The sequence below is a fragment of the Arthrobacter sp. KNU-44 genome, assembly GCF_051843155.1.
Taxonomy (GTDB): Bacteria; Actinomycetota; Actinomycetes; order Actinomycetales; family Micrococcaceae; genus Arthrobacter.
Window position 1 is genome coordinate 32,061 of the sequence record NZ_JBPXNG010000001.1, and the last position, 17,799, is coordinate 49,859.

Here is a 17,799-nt window from a genome sequence, read left to right on the forward strand (position 1 = left end):
CGAAGAGATGAGCTCTTTCGAGTTCATCCAGATCAACCCCGCGGACTACCTGAACTTCCTCGTCGTCGACGTCGACCAGGATGACGCCCTCATCCGACTTTTGCACCCTGCCGTGCCCGAGCCGCACTGGATCATCGAGAACCCCGCCAACGGGCACGCACAAGCCGGCTGGATGATCGAACCAGTCCTTCGCGGACCCGGGGCGCGTCCCCACCCGATCCGGTACGCCCAGGAAGTCCAGCGTGCCCTGGACCTGCTGACTGGCAACGACGCGGCCTTTACGCGCTTTCTTGTCCGAAACCCGGCAGCCCACTCCCCCGCCGGCGACGTCCGGTTCGGCCGGCGCCCCCATCCGTACTCCCTCGGCGAGCTCCGACGGCACATGCAGGACTATAGCGACCCGTTCGACAGTGAGTTCTCGGCCTGGCCCTCCTCAGCGGCCCTGGAGGCTCCTCAGAAGCCCGCAGCGCCGGACACGATAACCGGGAGGAACAATGCCATCTTCTACCGCACCAGAAGCGAATTGTGGCGCCGTTATCAGGACACCGGGCAGCTGCCGGCGCTGGCAGAGTCCCTGGACTACGCAATTTCCCTCAACAATGACCTTCCCACTCCCCTCCCCTGCCGTGAGATCCGGGATCTAGCTGCATCGGCGGTCCGCCAGGTCGCCAACGGCAAGGGCCGGCCGCTCCGTGGCACGTCCAATCCCTGGTTCGCCGAAAAAGGCAGGAAGGGCGGGAAGTCAACGACCCGTTCCAAGCGCGCAGCGGCCGTCCAGAACGCCCGCAAAGGCACCCAGACTCGCACGAGCCAAGCGAAGACCAGCGCGGACGTTGCAGGAGCTCTGAGAGCCTTGGGACGGACTCTTGCTGAGATCGCCCGGGAGCTCGGCAAGAGCATCAGAACAGTCCAGCGGTACCTCTCACAGGCCTTCGTAAGGGACGACATTACCCAAGCATCAGGTAGTAGTCCTGATGTCCCCTCTCAATCCTCCTCACCTGTTGCAAAGCTTCGCCGCCACTCCCCTGCCACTGGTAGCGGCCCCTCTGAGACTTCCCCCACTGCTCCGGTATCACTCGGCCCGGCCTATTCCCCCACCCAGGAGATGAGACGCGTCTGCGGCGAGCAGGGAAAGCTACCGGGTCCTGGTTCCACGTCCACCCTCATGTTGCTCCTCGAGACGCAAATGCCACCATTGAACCCTTACCGCAAATGCCACCATTTCCTCTTCATTGACTACAGCTCTTGTCCGCCCCTCCCCCACTGCGGGTCTGACTGCACGGTAGGGCCAGGGGCATCTGACGCAAAAGGTTCTATTTGCGCGGAAAGGAATGGTTCCATATGCGCCGATTGATCCAAGGTTCCATTCGCTTGAGCACGCCAGGATCCGATTGCTCAAATGGAACCATTTGACCTGAGCCGTGGGTAGCCATGACAACAAGGGAAAGGGTGTGGATTCGAAGTCACCTGCTAGCGGGTCGACCAGCTGAGCTGCTACCTAGCCAGACCAGGCGGGCGCCATAGGCACGTTTCGATGCAAACCGCTTCTGATCCACCAACCGGATCCACAACCCAATCAGGAGTTTCGCCAGGCTACCTTGCAGCCGCTGCGGTAGCCATCGCGATGGGTTGGCCGGCCGAAAAGGGGGCAAGTGAGGACCGGATCGAAACAGAATGGCACCATATGCGCAATGGGTGCCGTTTGCTCTCGAGGTGGGATGTACGCATATGCCACCTTTTGCGGAATCAGTACCTATCACTCAAATGGTGACATAAGAGAGATTCCCACCATATGCGCAAACAGAACGATCTGAACCATATGGGGGCACTTGCGCAAATAGAACCATTTGAGTTTGTGCCACCAATCCCACCTCAAGCGCAAATCCCACCTTTTGCGCCCACCTTGGCCAACCTATGATCTGGCTCTTATGCCACCATTTGCGTAACACCTAGCTAGTCGAACCAGGATGCGCACGGGGTTCCTTTAGCGCATATGCCACCATATGCGACGTCCCGTACCTTCGAGATCTAGCACGAGCGTGCCAAGAAACAATGGAACCTTTTGCGCACCCCAAGGATGACGTAGAGAGGCGTGGTACAGGCGCACAGCGGTAGCCAGGGGCAAGACTCAAAGTCGCAAAAGGAACCATTTTCGCAAGGTCGGCGGTAGCTGCCCACGACACCCGCAGGATCGGAGATTCTTCGCAAATGGAACCATATGCGCAGAGTTGTGGAGCGTCCACCCCCTTGGGGGCTGAGTGCGCAAATCCCACCAATGGAACCATTTGAGAAAATGACTCCTGAGCTCTCAGGGTGCGCAAAAGGTGCACTAAGCGCATATGGAACCTTAGGAACCTTAGGGTCAAATGGTGGCACGGGTACTCTTCGCGCAAATGTCGCAAATGGAGGCATATGCGCACAAGGGGGCATTGCCTCCAATGGAACCATTTGCGAATCGAGGCACTCCGGGCGTGGCGTGCAACCAACCGGCAGGGCGCCCGTTAGGGTTAACCCATCGGTGCCGGCCCGATGCTTCCCGCCACACGTGGGCCTTCCGCACCGTTCTCTGTCTTTGAGTAGTGCAACGGAAGGTACCCCAGTCATGTCGGCAAAGATCATCGCCGTTTGCAACCAAAAGGGTGGCGTCGGTAAGACGACCCTGGTCACCGGTCTGGCAGAGGTGTTTTCTCGGGTCCTCGGCTTGAAGGTCCTCGTCATTGATGCGGACCCTCAGTACAACGTGACGTCGGCCTTCGGAATCAACAGCCCGGAATTTACCCTCAACGACGTACTTTACGGTGACGAATCGAACAACCAGAAGATACTGCCTGGTGTGGCCGCGGACGCCATCATGGCGGCAGGGGAGGCCTGGCAAGCCAAGTCCGAGAAGAAGGAAAACTTCCCGCAGCTCGATTTGATTGCCGCCGAGCGCAACCTGGCCTCACGTGAACGCGATTCCATGATGGCCCGGGAGCATCGTCTTCGTATCTCGCTGAAGGGCGTAACGGACGATTACGACATCATCCTCATCGACTGCCCTCCGTCGCTGGGACTCCTGACGGTCAACGCGCTGACTGCGGCAACACATGCACTACTGGTGACCGAACCTCGGGTCGCCTCGGTTGAAGGACTTTCCGAGATTGTTACCACCATTTCGGAAGTCCAGGAGAACCTGAACGAAGACATCGAACTTCTCGGCGTCGTTATCAACAAGACCAAGAAGAACCGCCCGGACCAGTTGCATTGGATTGAGAAGGTAAACGCGAACTTCGGTGACCTCGTGCTTGAACCTATGATCCGTGACGCGGAGGTCTTTGCGAAGGCGCAAGCCGCTGCACTGCCCATGCGGGCGTATGGATCCGAAGGCTCTGATCACCGGGCTGACCTCATTCAGCTGGCCACGGTGGTCTGGAAGGGCGCGAACGCAGCATGAACCGCCCAGGACCGGCACCCGAACGGGGAGGCACCCCCGACGCACTTGCGAACATCCGCAGGGGCGGCCTGAAAAAGGCGCGTGCCACTAGCGTCATTGCCGAAATGACGTCTTCGGACACGAGCAGGGCAGAGGAGCAATTTCAAGAGCGCCTCTACTCAGTACCGGCGCCAGAACCGGAGGCACCAGCGTCGCACGTTCCGGCCCCCGCTGCACAGCATGAAGCGCCCGCCCAGACCGAGCCTCAGGCGCCCGCACCAGTTGAGCAACAGCCTGCTGCTTACACTCAGCCCGTTCAAGCTGCCGTGCAACAGCCGCAGTCTGCTCCCCAGCAGCAACAGCCTGCTGCTTACACTCAGCCCGCCCAGGCTCCCCAGCAGCCACAGGCCACGCCTCTGCAGCAGCACGTCGCCTACGCCCAGCCCGTGCAGTACGCCCCGCAAACCATGCAGACGCCAGCGCCTGCGCAGCCCGAACCCGAGCCTGCACCGGTGAAGAAGGCGTATCGGAAGACCAGCTTCTTCCAGTCGAAGGAGTCCGGTTCACGGATGCGCGCCGCTTATATGGCGACCAGGCATCTGACCGGTTCCCGAACGCTGTCGGAGTTCATCCTCTCGGCCGTTGAGCGGGAAGTTGAAGCGCTGGAACGGGCCCACAACAGTGGTAACGAATTCGCAGTCGACCCTGGCGGAGTGCCCCGCGGAAGGCCTCTGGAAAGCTAGCGGCGGGGCCCTGTGCGCAGGCATAGGGCTTCGTTCGCAGTGTTCCCGAAGCCGTTCATGCGGCACCGGCGGAACGGTTTGCACTCACTTCCTCAAGAACTCAAGTGCGTTTTTTCTCATCAAGAAAAGGTCGGTCTGCAGTACGCGCCGAATCATTCGGCGGCCACGGGGGAGAGGCGAAGCAGCTGCACCAGATATACCGCGTAGGCAGGCATTACGTTGGCACTCGGTGAACTTACGGGTTATCGACGCTTGGCTTCTTTCCGACCAGGACGGATGAGTAACCGCTGGAGAGGACAGCGGGGCGCTTGAGTCCATCATCTTCCACACCATGTTGGAAGCTCCGGCTGGTACAGGTGTCGTCGGTAGTCATTGTAGAAGGGTCTTGTGGAACGTCCATGAAGTTAGCGCCCTGCGAGTTAGCAGTACCACCGGAAGGGTTCCAAGGAGTAGCGCCGCCCGCGTTGTAATAAGGCTGCGGGGTACGCTAACTTTGCTACCTGCAGAGGGCAAGTGGAAAGGCTAGAGCACGCTCGCTACATACCTGACCATCGCTTCTGGTTCTAAGTTTTTGGCTCGGTTTCGAAGTAGCTAGGTTTCGTCTGCCCGCAGAAATAGGCTCCGGTCTCCAAATCGAGCAGGCCCCTATATTCGTAAGCTCCCTCGACGCGTTCTTCCAGGACCCATGAACCGTCGGGGGGCTGCACACTCCTTGGCCCGCCATTGGCGACGCTGCTGGTCGGTTATCAGTCTGGTGACTTTCTGAGGGACGTCCATTTCCACTTCAACTCCTTGTTGCTGATAGTCATGATGGTCCGCCACATGAGCCGGAACGGCTTACCGCGACACGCCCACGCCACGGGGAGCTGTCCCCGGCAGCGGGGGGTGTCGCTAGCGCAACGGCTACACACTGGGTGCCCGATTGGGGTATACCCCAACCGGACGTCAGGATGGGGTCAGCACTCATGTCAGGTGTGGACTTGTCCGATAGATGGCGGCGTTCTGTTTTCGCTCTGTGTCGCTAGTTCCCGATAACGAGGATGCTTGCTGCTGCTTCCACGACGTCGTCGGTGATGGTTTCGAGCTGGTTGATCTTGAGGACGCGGGTGATCTGGGGGAATAGCCGCTCGAGGAGACGGAAGTTGCCTCGGGTGATGCGTTCTACTGCGGCAATTGCCTGGGCATCGGTGAAGTCATCCGGGTCGAGGGTCCGGCCGAGCCGTTTCCAGTGTCGGTCCAGAACAAAGAGGAGCTCGTCTCTACCCAGGCAGCGGTACCGGTGGGAGAAACCGAGCCGGCTGTATAGCTGGGGGTAGTGCCGGAATCGTTGGTCGATGCCGGGCATGCCGATGAGGATCATCGGCAGGTGGGTGCGGTCGTGGTTGTCACGGAGGAGTTCAAGGGCTGTCGCATTAAGCCGTTCGGCTTCGTCGATGATGAGCAGCTCCACGAGTGTGGTGACTCTGTTCATTGAGCGTGGTGCGGCATCGAGTTTGTGCAGGTGTTCGTCAATGCACGAGCCGATTCTCACTTGGTAGCGGTGTATGTCCTCCATGAGTGTTTTGGGGCGGCAGAGAACGTCCGGGGTGTAGAAGACGGTCCGGGAGCGGTTGGCGAGTGTGTAGTGCTTTTCGTCCTGGTCGCCGCGTGGTCCCCATTCGTTGATGTAGGGCTCCAGGTCATCCCAGTTTGCGTAGCGGCGCGCGGAGAGTGTTTTACCCACCCCGGCATCTCCGTGGCAGATCCCTATTGTTCGTTCTTTTCGGACTGCGTTGGCGAACTCGTTGAAGCGTCGGTGTTCTTTGGTGACGATGAAGGTGGTGTTCATCATTCGTCCTCTTCGTAGGTGCGAAGTCGGCGCCGGCGCCGTACCGGTTCAGTGATGTGCGGTTCTTCACGGCTGGTGATTGTTGGAATGCGGTCGTTAATTGTGCGGCGCAGTTCTTTCCGGCGCGCTCTCCGTGCGGCCTCGATGTCCCGCAGACTCATACGAAGGTTGGGGTGGTCTTCATCGACCGCGACACAAACGAAGGTGTCGTGGTCATAGACGCGAATTTCGGAGATGTCCCGGGGGTCGTAGCGGATGGTGACGGTTTGCCCCACGAAGGGCGCCAGCGTGGGCGAGAGGTAGCGCTGGCCTTGAAAGTGGATGCCGTCGCGTTGCACGGTCCGGTTCTTTGGAACAGTCAGGAGGAGTCCGTCGAGGTCCTCCAGGGATTCGGGCATCCGGGGAAGCCAACCGTCCGCGACCCAAGCATCCCGTGGTGAGATACCAAGTTCGCTGTGGGGCCGGTCGTTGTAGGCGGAGACGAAGCTTCCGATAGCACGATCCAGTCCCGGGAGGTCGAGCGTGGGGCGTGGTTTCCTGTTCCCGGGCCCCAGGTGTCCGGGGAGGGTGGAGAGAACTTCGGTGTTGATGGTCCCGAAGAACCGTTCGATCTTTCCTCTGCCTTGGGGACGGCCGATGGTCGAGTGGATGATGCGGATGTGCAACTCGGTGGCGGTGCGTTCTAGGTGGTGGCTGGTGAAGTCGGAGCCGTGGTCCACGTGCAGGATGTCGGGCAGTCCGCACATTGCCCAGCTGGGGTCGCTCTTGCGCCAGATGGCCTGCCGAAGGGCAAGAGCCGTGTTGAGCGCTGAGGGCGCACCGGTGAAGACCATGTAACCGCAAAGCGCCCGGGAGTAATCGTCCATCACTGTCGTCAGCCAGGGCCGATCGGGTTTGCCGTTGGCGCCGTTGATGAGGAGGTCGAGTTGGGTGTGGTCGGCTTGCCAGATATGGTTTGGGCGGTCGGCGCGGCGGCGAAGGACAAGTTCATGCCGGTCCCGGTAGGATCCGGGACCGGCGAGTGCCAGGGTCACCAGGGCCGGGTCTAGTGCCTGGACGATCTTGCGGACGACGGAGTAACTCGGTGCCTGGGCGCCTCGTCTGCCCGCTTCGGCCGCCGTAAGTCGGTGCAACGTTGCGATACTCGGGCGCGGTCTGGTCAGCGCGAGTCCCTCGATAAACCTCACGATTCCTGGGTCTGTGCGACGTATGCCGGCGTCGGCGCGTGGATGCAGGTCAAGAGCGCTCCCGCCACCAGTTCGGTAGAGCCGGAGCCAGCGTTGAAGAGTGCGGGTGCTGATTCCGGTTTCGCGGGCGAGGGCGGCAAGCGGGATCTGGTCCTCGACGTAGAGTCGAAGGACTTTCCAGCGCTCATCGCCGTTCAGGATTGCCTACGTTCTGGTGCTCTCGCGGGCGGCGAGGGCTTGCTGGTGGCGGTAGAGAGTGGCACGGCTCCAGCCAACGAGACGGGCGGCGTCTTCCGCGGTGCGTCCCTTCGCCCGGGCGTCCTGCGCGATCGCCAGTTTGTCCGCAATGACAACTGGATCCGTCAGTGGGCGGCCAAAGCGCGTTCCGTTCTGTCTGGCGGCGGCGATGCCGGCATTGACCCGCTCGACGATCAGCTCGCGCTCATATTCGGCCAAGGTGGCGAGCATGTTCAGCATCAATCGACCCGTCGAGGTCGCCGGGTCGATACCGTCTGAGATGGATCGGACCTGGACGCCGCGTTCGCGCAACAGGTTCACGGTGTTCAGCACGTCGATCAATGACCGGCCCAACCGATCGACCCGCCACACAACGACGGTGTCGCCCTCCTCGGCGTACTCGAGGAGCCTCTTCATCCCGGGCCGTTCGATCGCCGTCTTGCTTCCCGAGGTCACGTCGGCGAAGACGTCGCGCTTTTGCACCCCGACGGAGAGCAGAGCGTCGAGCTGCAGCTGGGCATCCTGGTTCGAAGTACTCACCCGTGTGTAGCCCAATTGCCTCATCAGTCCATTCTGACTCAAAAAGTCCGTCACGAGGCTATGCTGAGACGATTCACGGTGAGACGTGTTTCCGGGACATCGGCTAGCCCGGTTTTCTCAGTCCACAGCTGGGCTCCTCCCGACGCCCCGAACAGTGTCTCGAAAAGCTTTGGCTTCTTGAGACACCTGACCGGACCGGCACTAAGTCTCATCCGTGTCTAAGCCTGTTTGTGCCGTGTTCATGGCTGGAACGTTGGTGGGGTGTCGGGGTGATCGCGAGGGTTTGGGGGGTCAATTGCTGTGAGTGGTGTGGGTTTGAAGCCTTTGACGATCAGATAGATGCCGAGGGACAGTTCGAACACGGCGACGGGTAGTGCGGCTAGAACGGCGAGGGGGGATACGGCGCCATAGGCGCCGAAGTAGATCGCGATGTCGGACGCCAGGAGCAGCGGGGCGCCGATGAAGGCGATGATCGGGAGGATCCGGGGCACCAAGGCTGAGCGGTAGAGCACGTAGCCAAGGAGCAGGTCGCAGGCCACGGGCATCAGGCTTTGGGAAAGCAGGAATGTCCAGTTGTAGGTGGCCATAAGGCTATGGCTCATCGTGACCAGCGAGGCGGAGTCGGTCCCGGGGGTACCGGCAACGTCGTTCCGCAGCGTCATGATCGTCAGCAAGCTGACGACGCTGACGAATATGAGGCAGGTCTCCACGAGTCGGGCGGCCATGAACCCGAGGGCTGCGGTTTGGCTGACCCGCTTGGCCAGCGGATAGAGCACCACGGCGGTGCTGATGCCGGCCAGGCCGACAATGATCTCGGAGAGGGCGCCCCACTGGACCCCGGTGGTGCTGCCGGCGCCGAGGACAAAAGCACCTGCGTCGTCCTTCACCGCCTTGTAGAGCGCGAGGGTGGGGATAGAGACAAAGGTAAGCACATAGAGGATGCCGGCGGTCAGCGAGATTCGCCTCATTGGCTGCATTCCGCGCTGCTGGGCGGGTCCTCGGACCGGCGGATTGATATTGATGTTGGTCGTCATGACGTACTCCTTTGAAGTTGGCTTGCTCCCCGGCGGTGGTGAAGCGGGCGGCCCGGCGTCGGGGTGTGACGGGAGAGAACGATGGGCGTGGGGCACCGTTCATTCAGGTTCGAGTGGCCGGGGACCGGATCGCTCCTGGGCGGTCGGTGGCCGCAGGGTCGACGATGGTTGGACGGTTTAGGTCGTCGGCAGCGGATTCGGCCCGATCATGATGGGGACGCCTGCGCTGGGTGGTGGTTCGCTGCCGCCCATATCGAGCCGGAGCGGCGGGTATTGGTCGGTCATCAGCGCTGCGTAGGCGGTGACGCGGAACACCCACCGGTTCATGCCCATGAGGAGGTCGAACACGCCGCGGGGGTAGCGGCCGGCAAAGAGCAGGACGAGACCGGCGATGAAGACCAGCAGGCCAATCAGGCCGCTACCGTAGGCCCACGCGTTGCCATCACGCACCTGGTTATAGCCAGCGAAGGCGGCTCCGGTGAACACGCCGATGATCAGGTAGTGCGGGATCGCGAGCAGCCACCATTTCACCAGCACCAGCCCGCGTGAAAGTGACTGCGGGTATTCAACGGACAGTCGCGCCGGATAGCCCGGATCGTCGGCCAGCGAGAACCGCGGATAGTCGTCGGTGCCCAGTGCACTGTAGGAGTAGAAGCTGACCCGCCAGGTCCAGCGCAGTACGCCGACATTGAACTCAAAAATTGCCCGTGGGTAGCGGCCGGTGAACAAGATCGCGAAGAACGCCACCACCGACAACACCAGGAAAACGATCCACAGGAAGAAGAGCACGATGATGTGGGGGATGATCAGCAACCATTTGACGAGCCACAGCCAACGGCTCAGGTGCGGGGAACGTTCGCCGTCAAGGACGAGCGGGTATGAAGCTAGTTGCGCCATGAGAAGTCCTTCCCTTGGGCTGTAAACCGCCCCCAACAGGGGCCGCGGCATCACAGCGGCGGGCGGGGTCTCTCAAGTTCGGCCAGGTCCGCGACTCTGTCGACGGTAAGGCAATCTTGCGCCGATACGGCAACGTTATGCCGACACATGAAACAGGTCAATAGGGACATGTCTTATATGACACTTATTATGGGGGTATGGCTGAATGGGGCTTTCTAACGAATCACATGCATGCGCTCTATTGTGTGGCGCGCCATCCTGGGATCCGAATCCGGGAGATCGCGGATAGTGTGGGGGTCCAGGAGCGGGCCGCGCACCGTCTGGTTGCGGATTTGGTCGAGGGCGGTTACTTGACCCGCAGTCGGGTCGGGAGTCGCAACGTCTATGAGCTCCATCCGAACCAGCCGATCCGCCGGGAAGGGCTGGACGAGGTCGCGGTTGGTGAGATTCTTGACGTCCTCCTGGGGGCGGAGGAAAAGCGTCGCATAAGCGCGGGCGCCGATGTGCGGCCGGCCGACTCACTTGTGCACGGAGCGCGCGGCCACGGGCGGCCCGCTCAGCTCGACGAAACATCGAGGTGATGTCACAGCTTCCGGCCCCTTGCGCACCTTAGGGCTCGTAATCGGGGGCTGCATTTCCCTCGACCAACACAGCCGGCGTCTATTTCGCCGGGGCGGTCAACGTATTGCGGCGGGTGTTTCCTGCTCGGTGGGGATCCACCGCGCGAGGGCGTCGAGGATAACGGTGAGCCCGATCTGGAATTCGTCTCCGAAGTCGTAGCCGGGTTTCAATACGTGTTCGCGGGCAATTTCAAGCAGGTGGGGGTATTGCCCCGCGGAGAACAGTTCGGTGAGGGGAACAGCGACATCCGAGGCTGTATCGCGCCCTTTGAAGGGCAGTGCTGCCTCTTGGAGGGCAAAGCCGTAAGTGTAGCTGTCAAGCAGTGCGTAGGCGTGTGCGGTCAATGCCACGGAAAAACCGGCATGCCGCAGCACCCCCAAGGTTGCGTCGTGGTGGCGAAGGGTTGCAGGGCCGGGGGAAGTCCTGGACTCCAGCAATCCGATCGCCCACGGGTGCCGGCGCAGTGCCCTGCGGAGGGAATCTGCGCGGCTGCGCATTTCCGACCGCCACTCGCCGGCTGTTGAGGGTAGCTCCACCTCAAGGAAGACCAGGTCAATGATGGCGTCCAGGATTTCTCCCTTGTTAGCCACGTAGTAATACAGCGACATCGGCTTTACGCCCAGCGTCTGGGCGAGCGATCTCATGGTCAGGGCGGCTATCCCCGACTCGTCGGCGATCGTTACAGCACTTTGCACCACCAACTCCCGGCTGAGTGGAGCGCGTTCAAGGGAACTTTGATCAATTTCCTCGGCTGTCATGCCCCCAGCCTATCGCATTACCTTACTTAGTAAGATACTCTAGCTTACTAAGTAAGGTACAGCTGGGTGATGACATCGATTCGACGAGGAGCGGTCATGGCAAACAGGGTTGAACGCGATGAAGAGCTCGTGGGCGCAGTGGATCCCGCGGACGATGGCATGATGCGGGCCGTCGTGCAGAAACGCTATGGAGATGCGGATGTCCTCCACCTCGCCCGCATCTCCCGCCCAGGGATCAAGGTGGATGAAGTTCTCGTGCGGGTCCACGCAGCAGGTTTGGACCGGGGAACTTGGCATCTGATGACCGGCCGGCCGTACGTGATGCGTTTGGTGCTTGGACTCCGTCGACCGAAGAATCCCGTGTCCGGTCTGGATCTTGCCGGGACGGTCGTGGCGGTCGGCTCGGGGGTGACCCGGTTCCAAGTGGGGGAGGAAGTCTTCGGCTTCGGGAAGGGCTCTTTCGCCGAGTACGCCGCCGCCAAGGAGAACAAACTGGCAAGGAAACCGGCCAACATCTCCTTTGAGCAGGCTGCCGTGGTCCCTGTTTCGGCAGTCACCGCATTGCAGGGGCTGCGCGACGCCGGACACATCCAGCCGGGCCAGAAGGTATTGATAACTGGGGCCTCGGGCGGCGTCGGCAGCTACGCCGTGCAACTGGCCAAGGCATTCGACGCCGAAGTCACGGGAGTGTGCAGCACCGCTAAAACGGACGTCGTCCGCTCCTTCGGGGCCGACCACGTCATTGACTACACCCGGGAAGACTTCGCCAAGGGAACCCAGCACTATGACCTGATTCTCGACTGCGCAGGGAATCCGACTCTGCCGAGGCTACGCCAGGCACTCACAACAACCGGCACCGCTGTCATCGCCGGAGGAGAGCATGGTGGAAATATCACAGGCATGAGCCGTCAGCTTCGGGCACTAGCACTCTCGCCGTTCGTGCACCAACGACTGACAATGTTCGCCTCCACCCAGCGCGGCACGGACCTCGAACAGCTCGCTGACCTTATTGAGTCAGGCAAGGTCATGCCCTACCTGGATAAGACCTTCCCGCTGGAGCGGGTGGCGGAGGCAATGCGCTACCTGGAAGCTGGAAAGGCGCGGGGAAAAGTCGGCATCACATTGTGAGTGCCGGAGCGTGTGAGCTGTGATTTCACGAAAAGTTTGGCCGCGCCAAGGAATGATCTGATGAAAATCAAAGAACTAGGTCCTAACATCGTCCCTGCCGGGATTTCGGGACCCCCTCTCGCAGTGAGGAGTTCCGTGGCTAGCCGCACGACCAGCCAGCTCACGGCGCATCGTCCTGCTATGTCTGGCAGGCTTTCTCATCTACGGGACTGGCTTCGCGCTGATCTCGTCCGTGATCAGTGCTCCAGACTTCCTCTCAACAATCTTCGTCAACCAGACGCCACTAATCCTTGGTGGCTAGCTCGAGGTGACGCCGGGACTCTGGCTCATCATCAAGGGCTTCTCACCTGCCGCCTACGGCCGAATCTCGTAAATCCGCCCAATCACCTCGACTGAATTACGTGGGGGCCATTTGACCGACCGGTCGGGCGGAGGGAAGCCAAAACTCGACCCCGCTATCAAACAGTACTGAGAACACCTGAGGGTCACGATATGAATGAGACAGGCAGCCGGCTGATGGCCGGAAAGACGGTCCTTATCACGGGCGGGGCCGGCGGAATCGGCAGGGCTACCGCCATCAGCCTGGCCAAAATGGGCGCCCACGTCGCCATCACGGGGCGGGATCCTGTCCGGCTCCAAAACGCAGCCCGTGAGATCCGGGCTGCAGGGGGAGGCCAAGTGGATTCATTCGTCGCGGATATGACTTCACAGGCAGAAATAAGGCACCTGGCCGGGGAAATCCGCCAAAACATTCCCCGGCTCGACGTGCTGGTCAACAACGTGGGAGGCTATTGGAACACCCGCCACCTGAGCGCTGACGGGCTGGAGCGCACGTTCGCACTGAACTATCTTGCTCCGTTCCTTCTCACCAACCTGCTTTTGGACCGGCTGAAGTCGAGCGCCCCTGCACGCGTCGTCACTGTGGCATCCAATGTCCAATCCGGGGGGCGAATCGACTTCGATGACCTTCAGGGCGAACGGCACTACTCCGGTGCACGCGCCTACAGCCAATCTAAAATTGCGGACGTCCTTTTCAGTTACGAACTGGCGAGAAAACTTCTTGGCAGCGGTGTCACCGCCAACGCGTTACATCCAGGAGTGGTGAGCACTTCCTTTGGGGCAGAAGACCCCGGTACGGTCCAACGACTGTTTCTACCCCTCATGCGTCCGTTCATGAAGACGCCGCAAAAGGGCGCAGCCACGTCGATCTATGTGGCCACGGCGCCGGAACTGGAGAAGGTGACCGGCTGCTACTTCTCGAACAGCAAAGCCAGGAAATCTTCCCAACAAAGCTACGACAACGCCGCCGCCAGACTGCTTTGGCAGCTGAGCGCGAAACTCGTCGGGTTGGAGTCACTTCAGTGAATGACTACCAGAACATGCACCGGGGCAAACGCGGCAGGCTGTCCCCCCGGCCTGCTCGCTGCTCTCCTGTCGGCGATGCGCTTTCGACCTCGTCCCGCCCCCGGGCAGACACTTCTGCTCGTCCCTCGACTGGTCTTCGGGCCGGACCCGTCATTGCCGCGTACACCCTCCTGGGATTTGTCGTGGGACGGCGGGAACTACCTCCGGCACCGCTCCTGGCTCACCTGCTCATCCGGAGCGTCGCCCGGACGCCTCGCCTGACCGCTGCAGGGCTCCCATCACAGCCGGCCGGATTCACCGCAATGAACGGAGCTCTGCTCAACCGGCTCGCGTACGCTGCGGCGGCCGATCACGTCACCGCGCGGCCCCCGCAACGGTCCGCTTCTCGGCTCCGCCATGAACTTCCCCTCCGACGGGACCTCACCGTGCGCCCCGCGGCGGCGCGCCCCTGGTCTGCTGAACAACCAACATAAGGAAATGACGTCATGTCACGAAGAAGGATCGCAGTCATCGTAGGCACTCTGTTTATCGTTCAAATGCTCACTGCCATTATCGGGAATGTGCTAATCCAAAGCGTCGTCAGTGCAGGCACCGCAACGGAAACGCCTATGACAGGCGTGCTGTTCACGCTGTGCTCGGCCCTCGCCGTCCTCGGCATCGGCCTGCTGATGTACCCCATCCTGAGAAAGGTCAACCAAGAACTGGCCATTTGGTACCCGATACTGCGGATTGTCGAATTCGCGATCTCTACCGGGTGCGGTGTCTATCTCCTGACCCAGCTTCACGTTGTCCCGAACTACATGCTGTGGGTCTACCTGCCCACAGGTCTCGGCGGCCTGGTCCTGACCTACCTGCTCTACGTCGCCCGGCTGGTCCCGCGACCGATCGCCGCAATTGGCCTGCTGGGGTACCTCCTCCTCACCTTCGGAGTTCCGCTTGACCTCCTCGGCGTTCTCGACATGAACAGCGGAGCCGGCCAGCTGTTGCTGATCCCGGGCGGACTATTCGAGGTCGCACTCTTGCCGATCTGGCTATTGACCAAGGGATTCAACTCACCCTTTGCTCAAAGGCAGATCACACCATTCGCCCCGGCGACATGACGCCACGAGCGAATGCGGATTCGGGATGCTCGGGATTATGAGCAGCGTTCCCGGCGTACCCGCCTAGGTACCACCGCTCAGTCAACAGGAGAATCTTCTTGTGCTGCTAACGCACCATTTCCGGTCGTCAAAGGGAGCCAGACTCATTGGCGCCAGCATTGAGGGCTTGAATCGACTGCTTCTGGCTACTGCTGATGTCAAGCGGTAACGATTACCCGAAACCTAAGCCGTCCACGCCACCCCCCTAATAGATGGAATCGAGCCCACCGTGGCCACCACTCCCAGAACGCCCCCACACAATGTGGGCCCCCTAGCCAGCGGCCCACAACATGTTCGCGGCCAGGGCCGCGGAGCGAAATGGCAGATCGGTTGGGTCGTGGCCGGCTCATTGGCTGCCGGGTTGATCGCTGCTGCGCTCCTCGTGGCTGCCCCCTTCATCAGGCCGGGGGAGAGTGAGATTATGGGCGCAATGCTCTGCGGTTTCGCGGTGGGCTGGGGGTTGATGGCCCTCCTATCAGTACGGTTCACCGAGCAGCCGCAGCCGTGGGCTGCAGCTCCTGCGCTCTTTATGGGAACCTCGGGCGTGCTGCTGGTGTTGTTTGGGACCCCGGTGGATGAGGTGCTGAGCTGGGTGTGGCCGCCCGCCCTGCTGGTATTAGTGATCTGGATATTTTTCCGCGCACGCAAGCAACTTCGAAGCCGGAGCAGAGGCTGGCTGGTCTACCCCCTGCTCGCGCTGCTGGCCCTCACCTCGATCGGCGGCGCCTACCAGACCCTGGGCGCAGCGGCTGATGCGAGAGCCTTCCCCATGCCCGGTCAGCTGGTCGACGTTGGCGGCTACCGGCTGCATCTCAACTGCACGGGCAAGGGAGACCCGACCGTGGTTCTGGAGCCAGGAGCTGGTGAAATGTCCTCGAACCATGCCTTGCTTTCCCAAGCGCTTTCCTCCGATACACGGACATGCGTCTATGACCGGGCCGGCAGGGGCTGGAGCGAGCCCGCCGACACCGCCCAGGATGCCAGGCAGATAGCCACCGATCTGCACACCTTGCTGCACAACGCAAACATCCCGGGACCATATGTGATGGCTGGTCATTCCTTCGGCGGTCTCTACGTTCAGGCCTTCGCCGCCAACTACCCTGATGAGGTAGCGGGCATGGTGCTGATTGATGCAACCAACCGGGCAGCGGCGCCAGTAACGCCAACAGGTTCTGCACGCGGTGGTTACAACGTTCTCAGCCGGATCGCGACCCTCATCTCGACGATCGGCCGCGCCGGTGCTGCTCGTTCGTACGCCTCTTTCGAGGATGTCGACAGTCTGCCGCCGCGGGCACGGGACGAAGTCCATGCCGCTATCGCCGACCCGGGCAACCTCCGCAGCACACTCGACGAGTACATACAAGCAAACACGTCAATGGAAGAAGCTACGGCGTTGCGGAATCTTTCAAACAAGCCACTTGTCGTCCTGACGGCGGGAATAGGCAACGACAGCAAACATGACGCGGCGCAGAACGAACTAGCGAACCTCTCCACCAACAGCGTCCACAAAACTATCGGCTCTGCCTCACATGAGGCACTCATCACTAACCATGACGCCGCAGCAATCACCACCCAAGCCATTCTCGACGTCGTCACCTCGGTGCGGACCGGAGCAACCTTGTCCCACTGAACAAATAAAGAAAACGCTGACCCCCTTCGATCCCACTAACGACTCCGGCGCTTGCGGTTCCTGACTGCACGACGGGCCAGAACTGGGAATCAATGGGCAGGCAACATGCGGGAGCGGAAGCGACAGCCGGCACTTGAAGACGGACTCTGCGCCCTGCTGCGACATATAGCCCCGCGAAAGTGCCGCCACGTATCTCCGCAATTCACACATGTCAGGCTAGGGTGGGTGGTACTATTTATTGACACTTGCAGTCGGGGGTCTTAGGGTTCAACCTGACACTCTTCGTTAGGAATGCATCATGGCCGGGCAGCGCATCGGATATATCAGGGTCAGCAGCCTGGACCAGAACACTCAGCGCCAGCTCGAGGGCATTCAGCTGGACAGGATCTTCACTGACAGGGCCTCGGGCAAGGACACGAAACGCCCCCAGCTCGATGAGCTCCTGTCGTTCATCCGTGACGGCGACACCTTGGTCGTGCACAGCATGGACCGTCTTGCCCGGAACCTGGACGACCTGCGTTCGCTGGTGCAAAAACTCACCAAGAAGGGTGTGCGGATCGAGTTCCTCAAGGAGCACCTGGTCTTCACCGGCGAAGAATCCCCCATGGCGAACCTGATGCTCTCCGTCATGGGTGCCTTCGCCGAATTCGAGCGGGCCCTGATCGGAGAACGCCAGCGCGAAGGGATCACTCTGGCCAAAGTACGCGGAGCATACCGCGGACGCAGGAAAGCACTCTCGCCCGAGCAGGCAAGCGAGCTTCGGAAGCGGGCCGGCAACGGTGAACAGAAGACCAGCCTCGCCCGCGACTTCGGCATCAGCCGCGAAACCCTCTACCAGTACCTAAGGACAGGGAGTTAAGTTCCCGTTACATCATCATCCGGCGTGCAGCCATCGTTGGACATTTCGTGCATTCGTCTTCGGAAAAACGGCTTGAATCAGACCTGCGGGGTGCCAGCGGGCTTTGGCGCCCGCGAAAGGCGAACGTGCTAATTGCGGCTGGTGACAGCACCGTTACCAACACCCCGACATGTGCCGGCAGATGGTGAGACTGCGAGCCGGCCAGGAGCTGGTCCAGCTGCGGGATCCTCGCCAACTTCAGCCTCTGCCATGTGCAGAGGCTGAAAGCCGCTATCGGCTCAGGGCCGCCCGCTCGGCGTTCCGCATACGCGACACCGAAGCCGCCATTCCCAACTGTGAATTAACCGCCATTCCCAACAAAAAGTCACACCGCAGAGCTCATACAGCTTAGGGTTTCGAGAACCTTGGTCTGCCTTCCTGG

At 61.0% G+C, this 17,799-nt stretch carries 15 protein-coding genes; 9 read left to right on the top strand and 6 right to left on the bottom strand.

Annotated features, from left to right (window positions below; all coding sequences use genetic code 11):
* Positions 1-7: 7 nt before the first annotated feature.
* The 3 genes from ACSVHC_RS00135 (at position 8) to ACSVHC_RS00145 (ending at position 4,155) form a co-directional block, all read left to right on the top strand.
* Positions 8-1,354 (top strand): replication initiation protein, encoded by a 1,347-nt coding sequence (locus ACSVHC_RS00135; RefSeq protein ID WP_439180232.1) that lies wholly within the window; start codon positions 8-10, stop codon positions 1,352-1,354.
* Positions 1,355-2,602: 1,248 nt separating this feature from the next.
* On the top strand, positions 2,603-3,433 hold the full coding sequence (locus ACSVHC_RS00140; RefSeq protein WP_059389789.1) for a ParA family protein: 831 nt from the start codon (positions 2,603-2,605) through the stop codon (positions 3,431-3,433).
* Positions 3,430-4,155, top strand: coding sequence for a ParB family protein (locus ACSVHC_RS00145; RefSeq protein WP_439180233.1), 726 nt, complete (start codon positions 3,430-3,432; stop codon positions 4,153-4,155). The genes ACSVHC_RS00140 and ACSVHC_RS00145 overlap by 4 nt, the downstream gene beginning before the upstream one ends.
* 1,021 nt (positions 4,156-5,176) lie before the next feature.
* Here the strand turns inward: ACSVHC_RS00145 and ACSVHC_RS00150 are convergent.
* From ACSVHC_RS00150 to ACSVHC_RS00170, 5 genes are all read right to left on the bottom strand, one after another.
* Positions 5,177-5,983 carry an AAA family ATPase gene (locus tag ACSVHC_RS00150; protein ID WP_439180385.1) on the bottom strand — a complete coding sequence of 269 codons (807 nt, stop codon included), beginning with the start codon at positions 5,981-5,983 and terminating at the stop codon, positions 5,177-5,179.
* Complete coding sequence (locus tag ACSVHC_RS00155) at positions 5,983-7,371, bottom strand: Mu transposase C-terminal domain-containing protein (RefSeq protein WP_439180386.1); 1,389 nt, start codon at positions 7,369-7,371, stop codon at positions 5,983-5,985. Before ACSVHC_RS00155 ends, ACSVHC_RS00150 begins: the two co-directional genes overlap by 1 nt.
* Before the next feature lie 3 nt (positions 7,372-7,374).
* The gene (locus tag ACSVHC_RS00160) at positions 7,375-7,971 is read right to left on the bottom strand and encodes a recombinase family protein (RefSeq protein WP_152275377.1); all 597 of its coding nucleotides are present in this window, start codon (positions 7,969-7,971) and stop codon (positions 7,375-7,377) included.
* A 215-nt stretch (positions 7,972-8,186) separates the two neighbouring features.
* Positions 8,187-8,981 carry a DUF4386 domain-containing protein gene (locus ACSVHC_RS00165; RefSeq protein WP_439180234.1) on the bottom strand — a complete coding sequence of 265 codons (795 nt, stop codon included), beginning with the start codon at positions 8,979-8,981 and terminating at the stop codon, positions 8,187-8,189.
* Between the two features lie 177 nt (positions 8,982-9,158).
* Positions 9,159-9,878 carry a DUF4389 domain-containing protein gene (locus tag ACSVHC_RS00170; RefSeq protein WP_439180236.1) on the bottom strand — a complete coding sequence of 240 codons (720 nt, stop codon included), beginning with the start codon at positions 9,876-9,878 and terminating at the stop codon, positions 9,159-9,161.
* Positions 9,879-10,075: 197 nt separating this feature from the next.
* On the opposite strand from ACSVHC_RS00170, the gene ACSVHC_RS00175 reads away from it, so the two are divergent.
* Positions 10,076-10,459, top strand: a complete 384-nt coding sequence (locus ACSVHC_RS00175) for a helix-turn-helix transcriptional regulator (protein WP_439180237.1) — start codon at positions 10,076-10,078, stop codon at positions 10,457-10,459.
* A 96-nt stretch (positions 10,460-10,555) separates the two neighbouring features.
* Here the strand turns inward: ACSVHC_RS00175 and ACSVHC_RS00180 are convergent, their stop codons facing one another.
* On the bottom strand, positions 10,556-11,257 hold the full coding sequence (locus tag ACSVHC_RS00180; RefSeq protein ID WP_439180239.1) for a TetR/AcrR family transcriptional regulator: 702 nt from the start codon (positions 11,255-11,257) through the stop codon (positions 10,556-10,558).
* Between the two features lie 96 nt (positions 11,258-11,353).
* Between ACSVHC_RS00180 and ACSVHC_RS00185 the strand changes: the two genes are divergently transcribed.
* The 5 genes from ACSVHC_RS00185 (at position 11,354) to ACSVHC_RS00205 (ending at position 17,378) form a co-directional block, all read left to right on the top strand.
* Positions 11,354-12,385 (top strand): NAD(P)-dependent alcohol dehydrogenase, encoded by a 1,032-nt coding sequence (locus tag ACSVHC_RS00185; RefSeq protein WP_439180240.1) that lies wholly within the window; start codon positions 11,354-11,356, stop codon positions 12,383-12,385.
* 492 nt (positions 12,386-12,877) lie between these two features.
* Positions 12,878-13,750, top strand: a complete 873-nt coding sequence (locus ACSVHC_RS00190) for an SDR family oxidoreductase (RefSeq protein ID WP_439180241.1) — start codon at positions 12,878-12,880, stop codon at positions 13,748-13,750.
* Positions 13,751-14,235: 485 nt separating this feature from the next.
* Positions 14,236-14,850 (top strand): DUF4386 domain-containing protein, encoded by a 615-nt coding sequence (locus ACSVHC_RS00195; RefSeq protein WP_439180242.1) that lies wholly within the window; start codon positions 14,236-14,238, stop codon positions 14,848-14,850.
* 376 nt (positions 14,851-15,226) lie between these two features.
* The gene (locus ACSVHC_RS00200) at positions 15,227-16,519 is read left to right on the top strand and encodes an alpha/beta fold hydrolase (protein WP_439180244.1); all 1,293 of its coding nucleotides are present in this window, start codon (positions 15,227-15,229) and stop codon (positions 16,517-16,519) included.
* Between the two features lie 298 nt (positions 16,520-16,817).
* The gene (locus tag ACSVHC_RS00205; RefSeq protein ID WP_439180246.1) at positions 16,818-17,378 is read left to right on the top strand and encodes a recombinase family protein; all 561 of its coding nucleotides are present in this window, start codon (positions 16,818-16,820) and stop codon (positions 17,376-17,378) included.
* Positions 17,379-17,799: the final 421 nt, after the last annotated feature.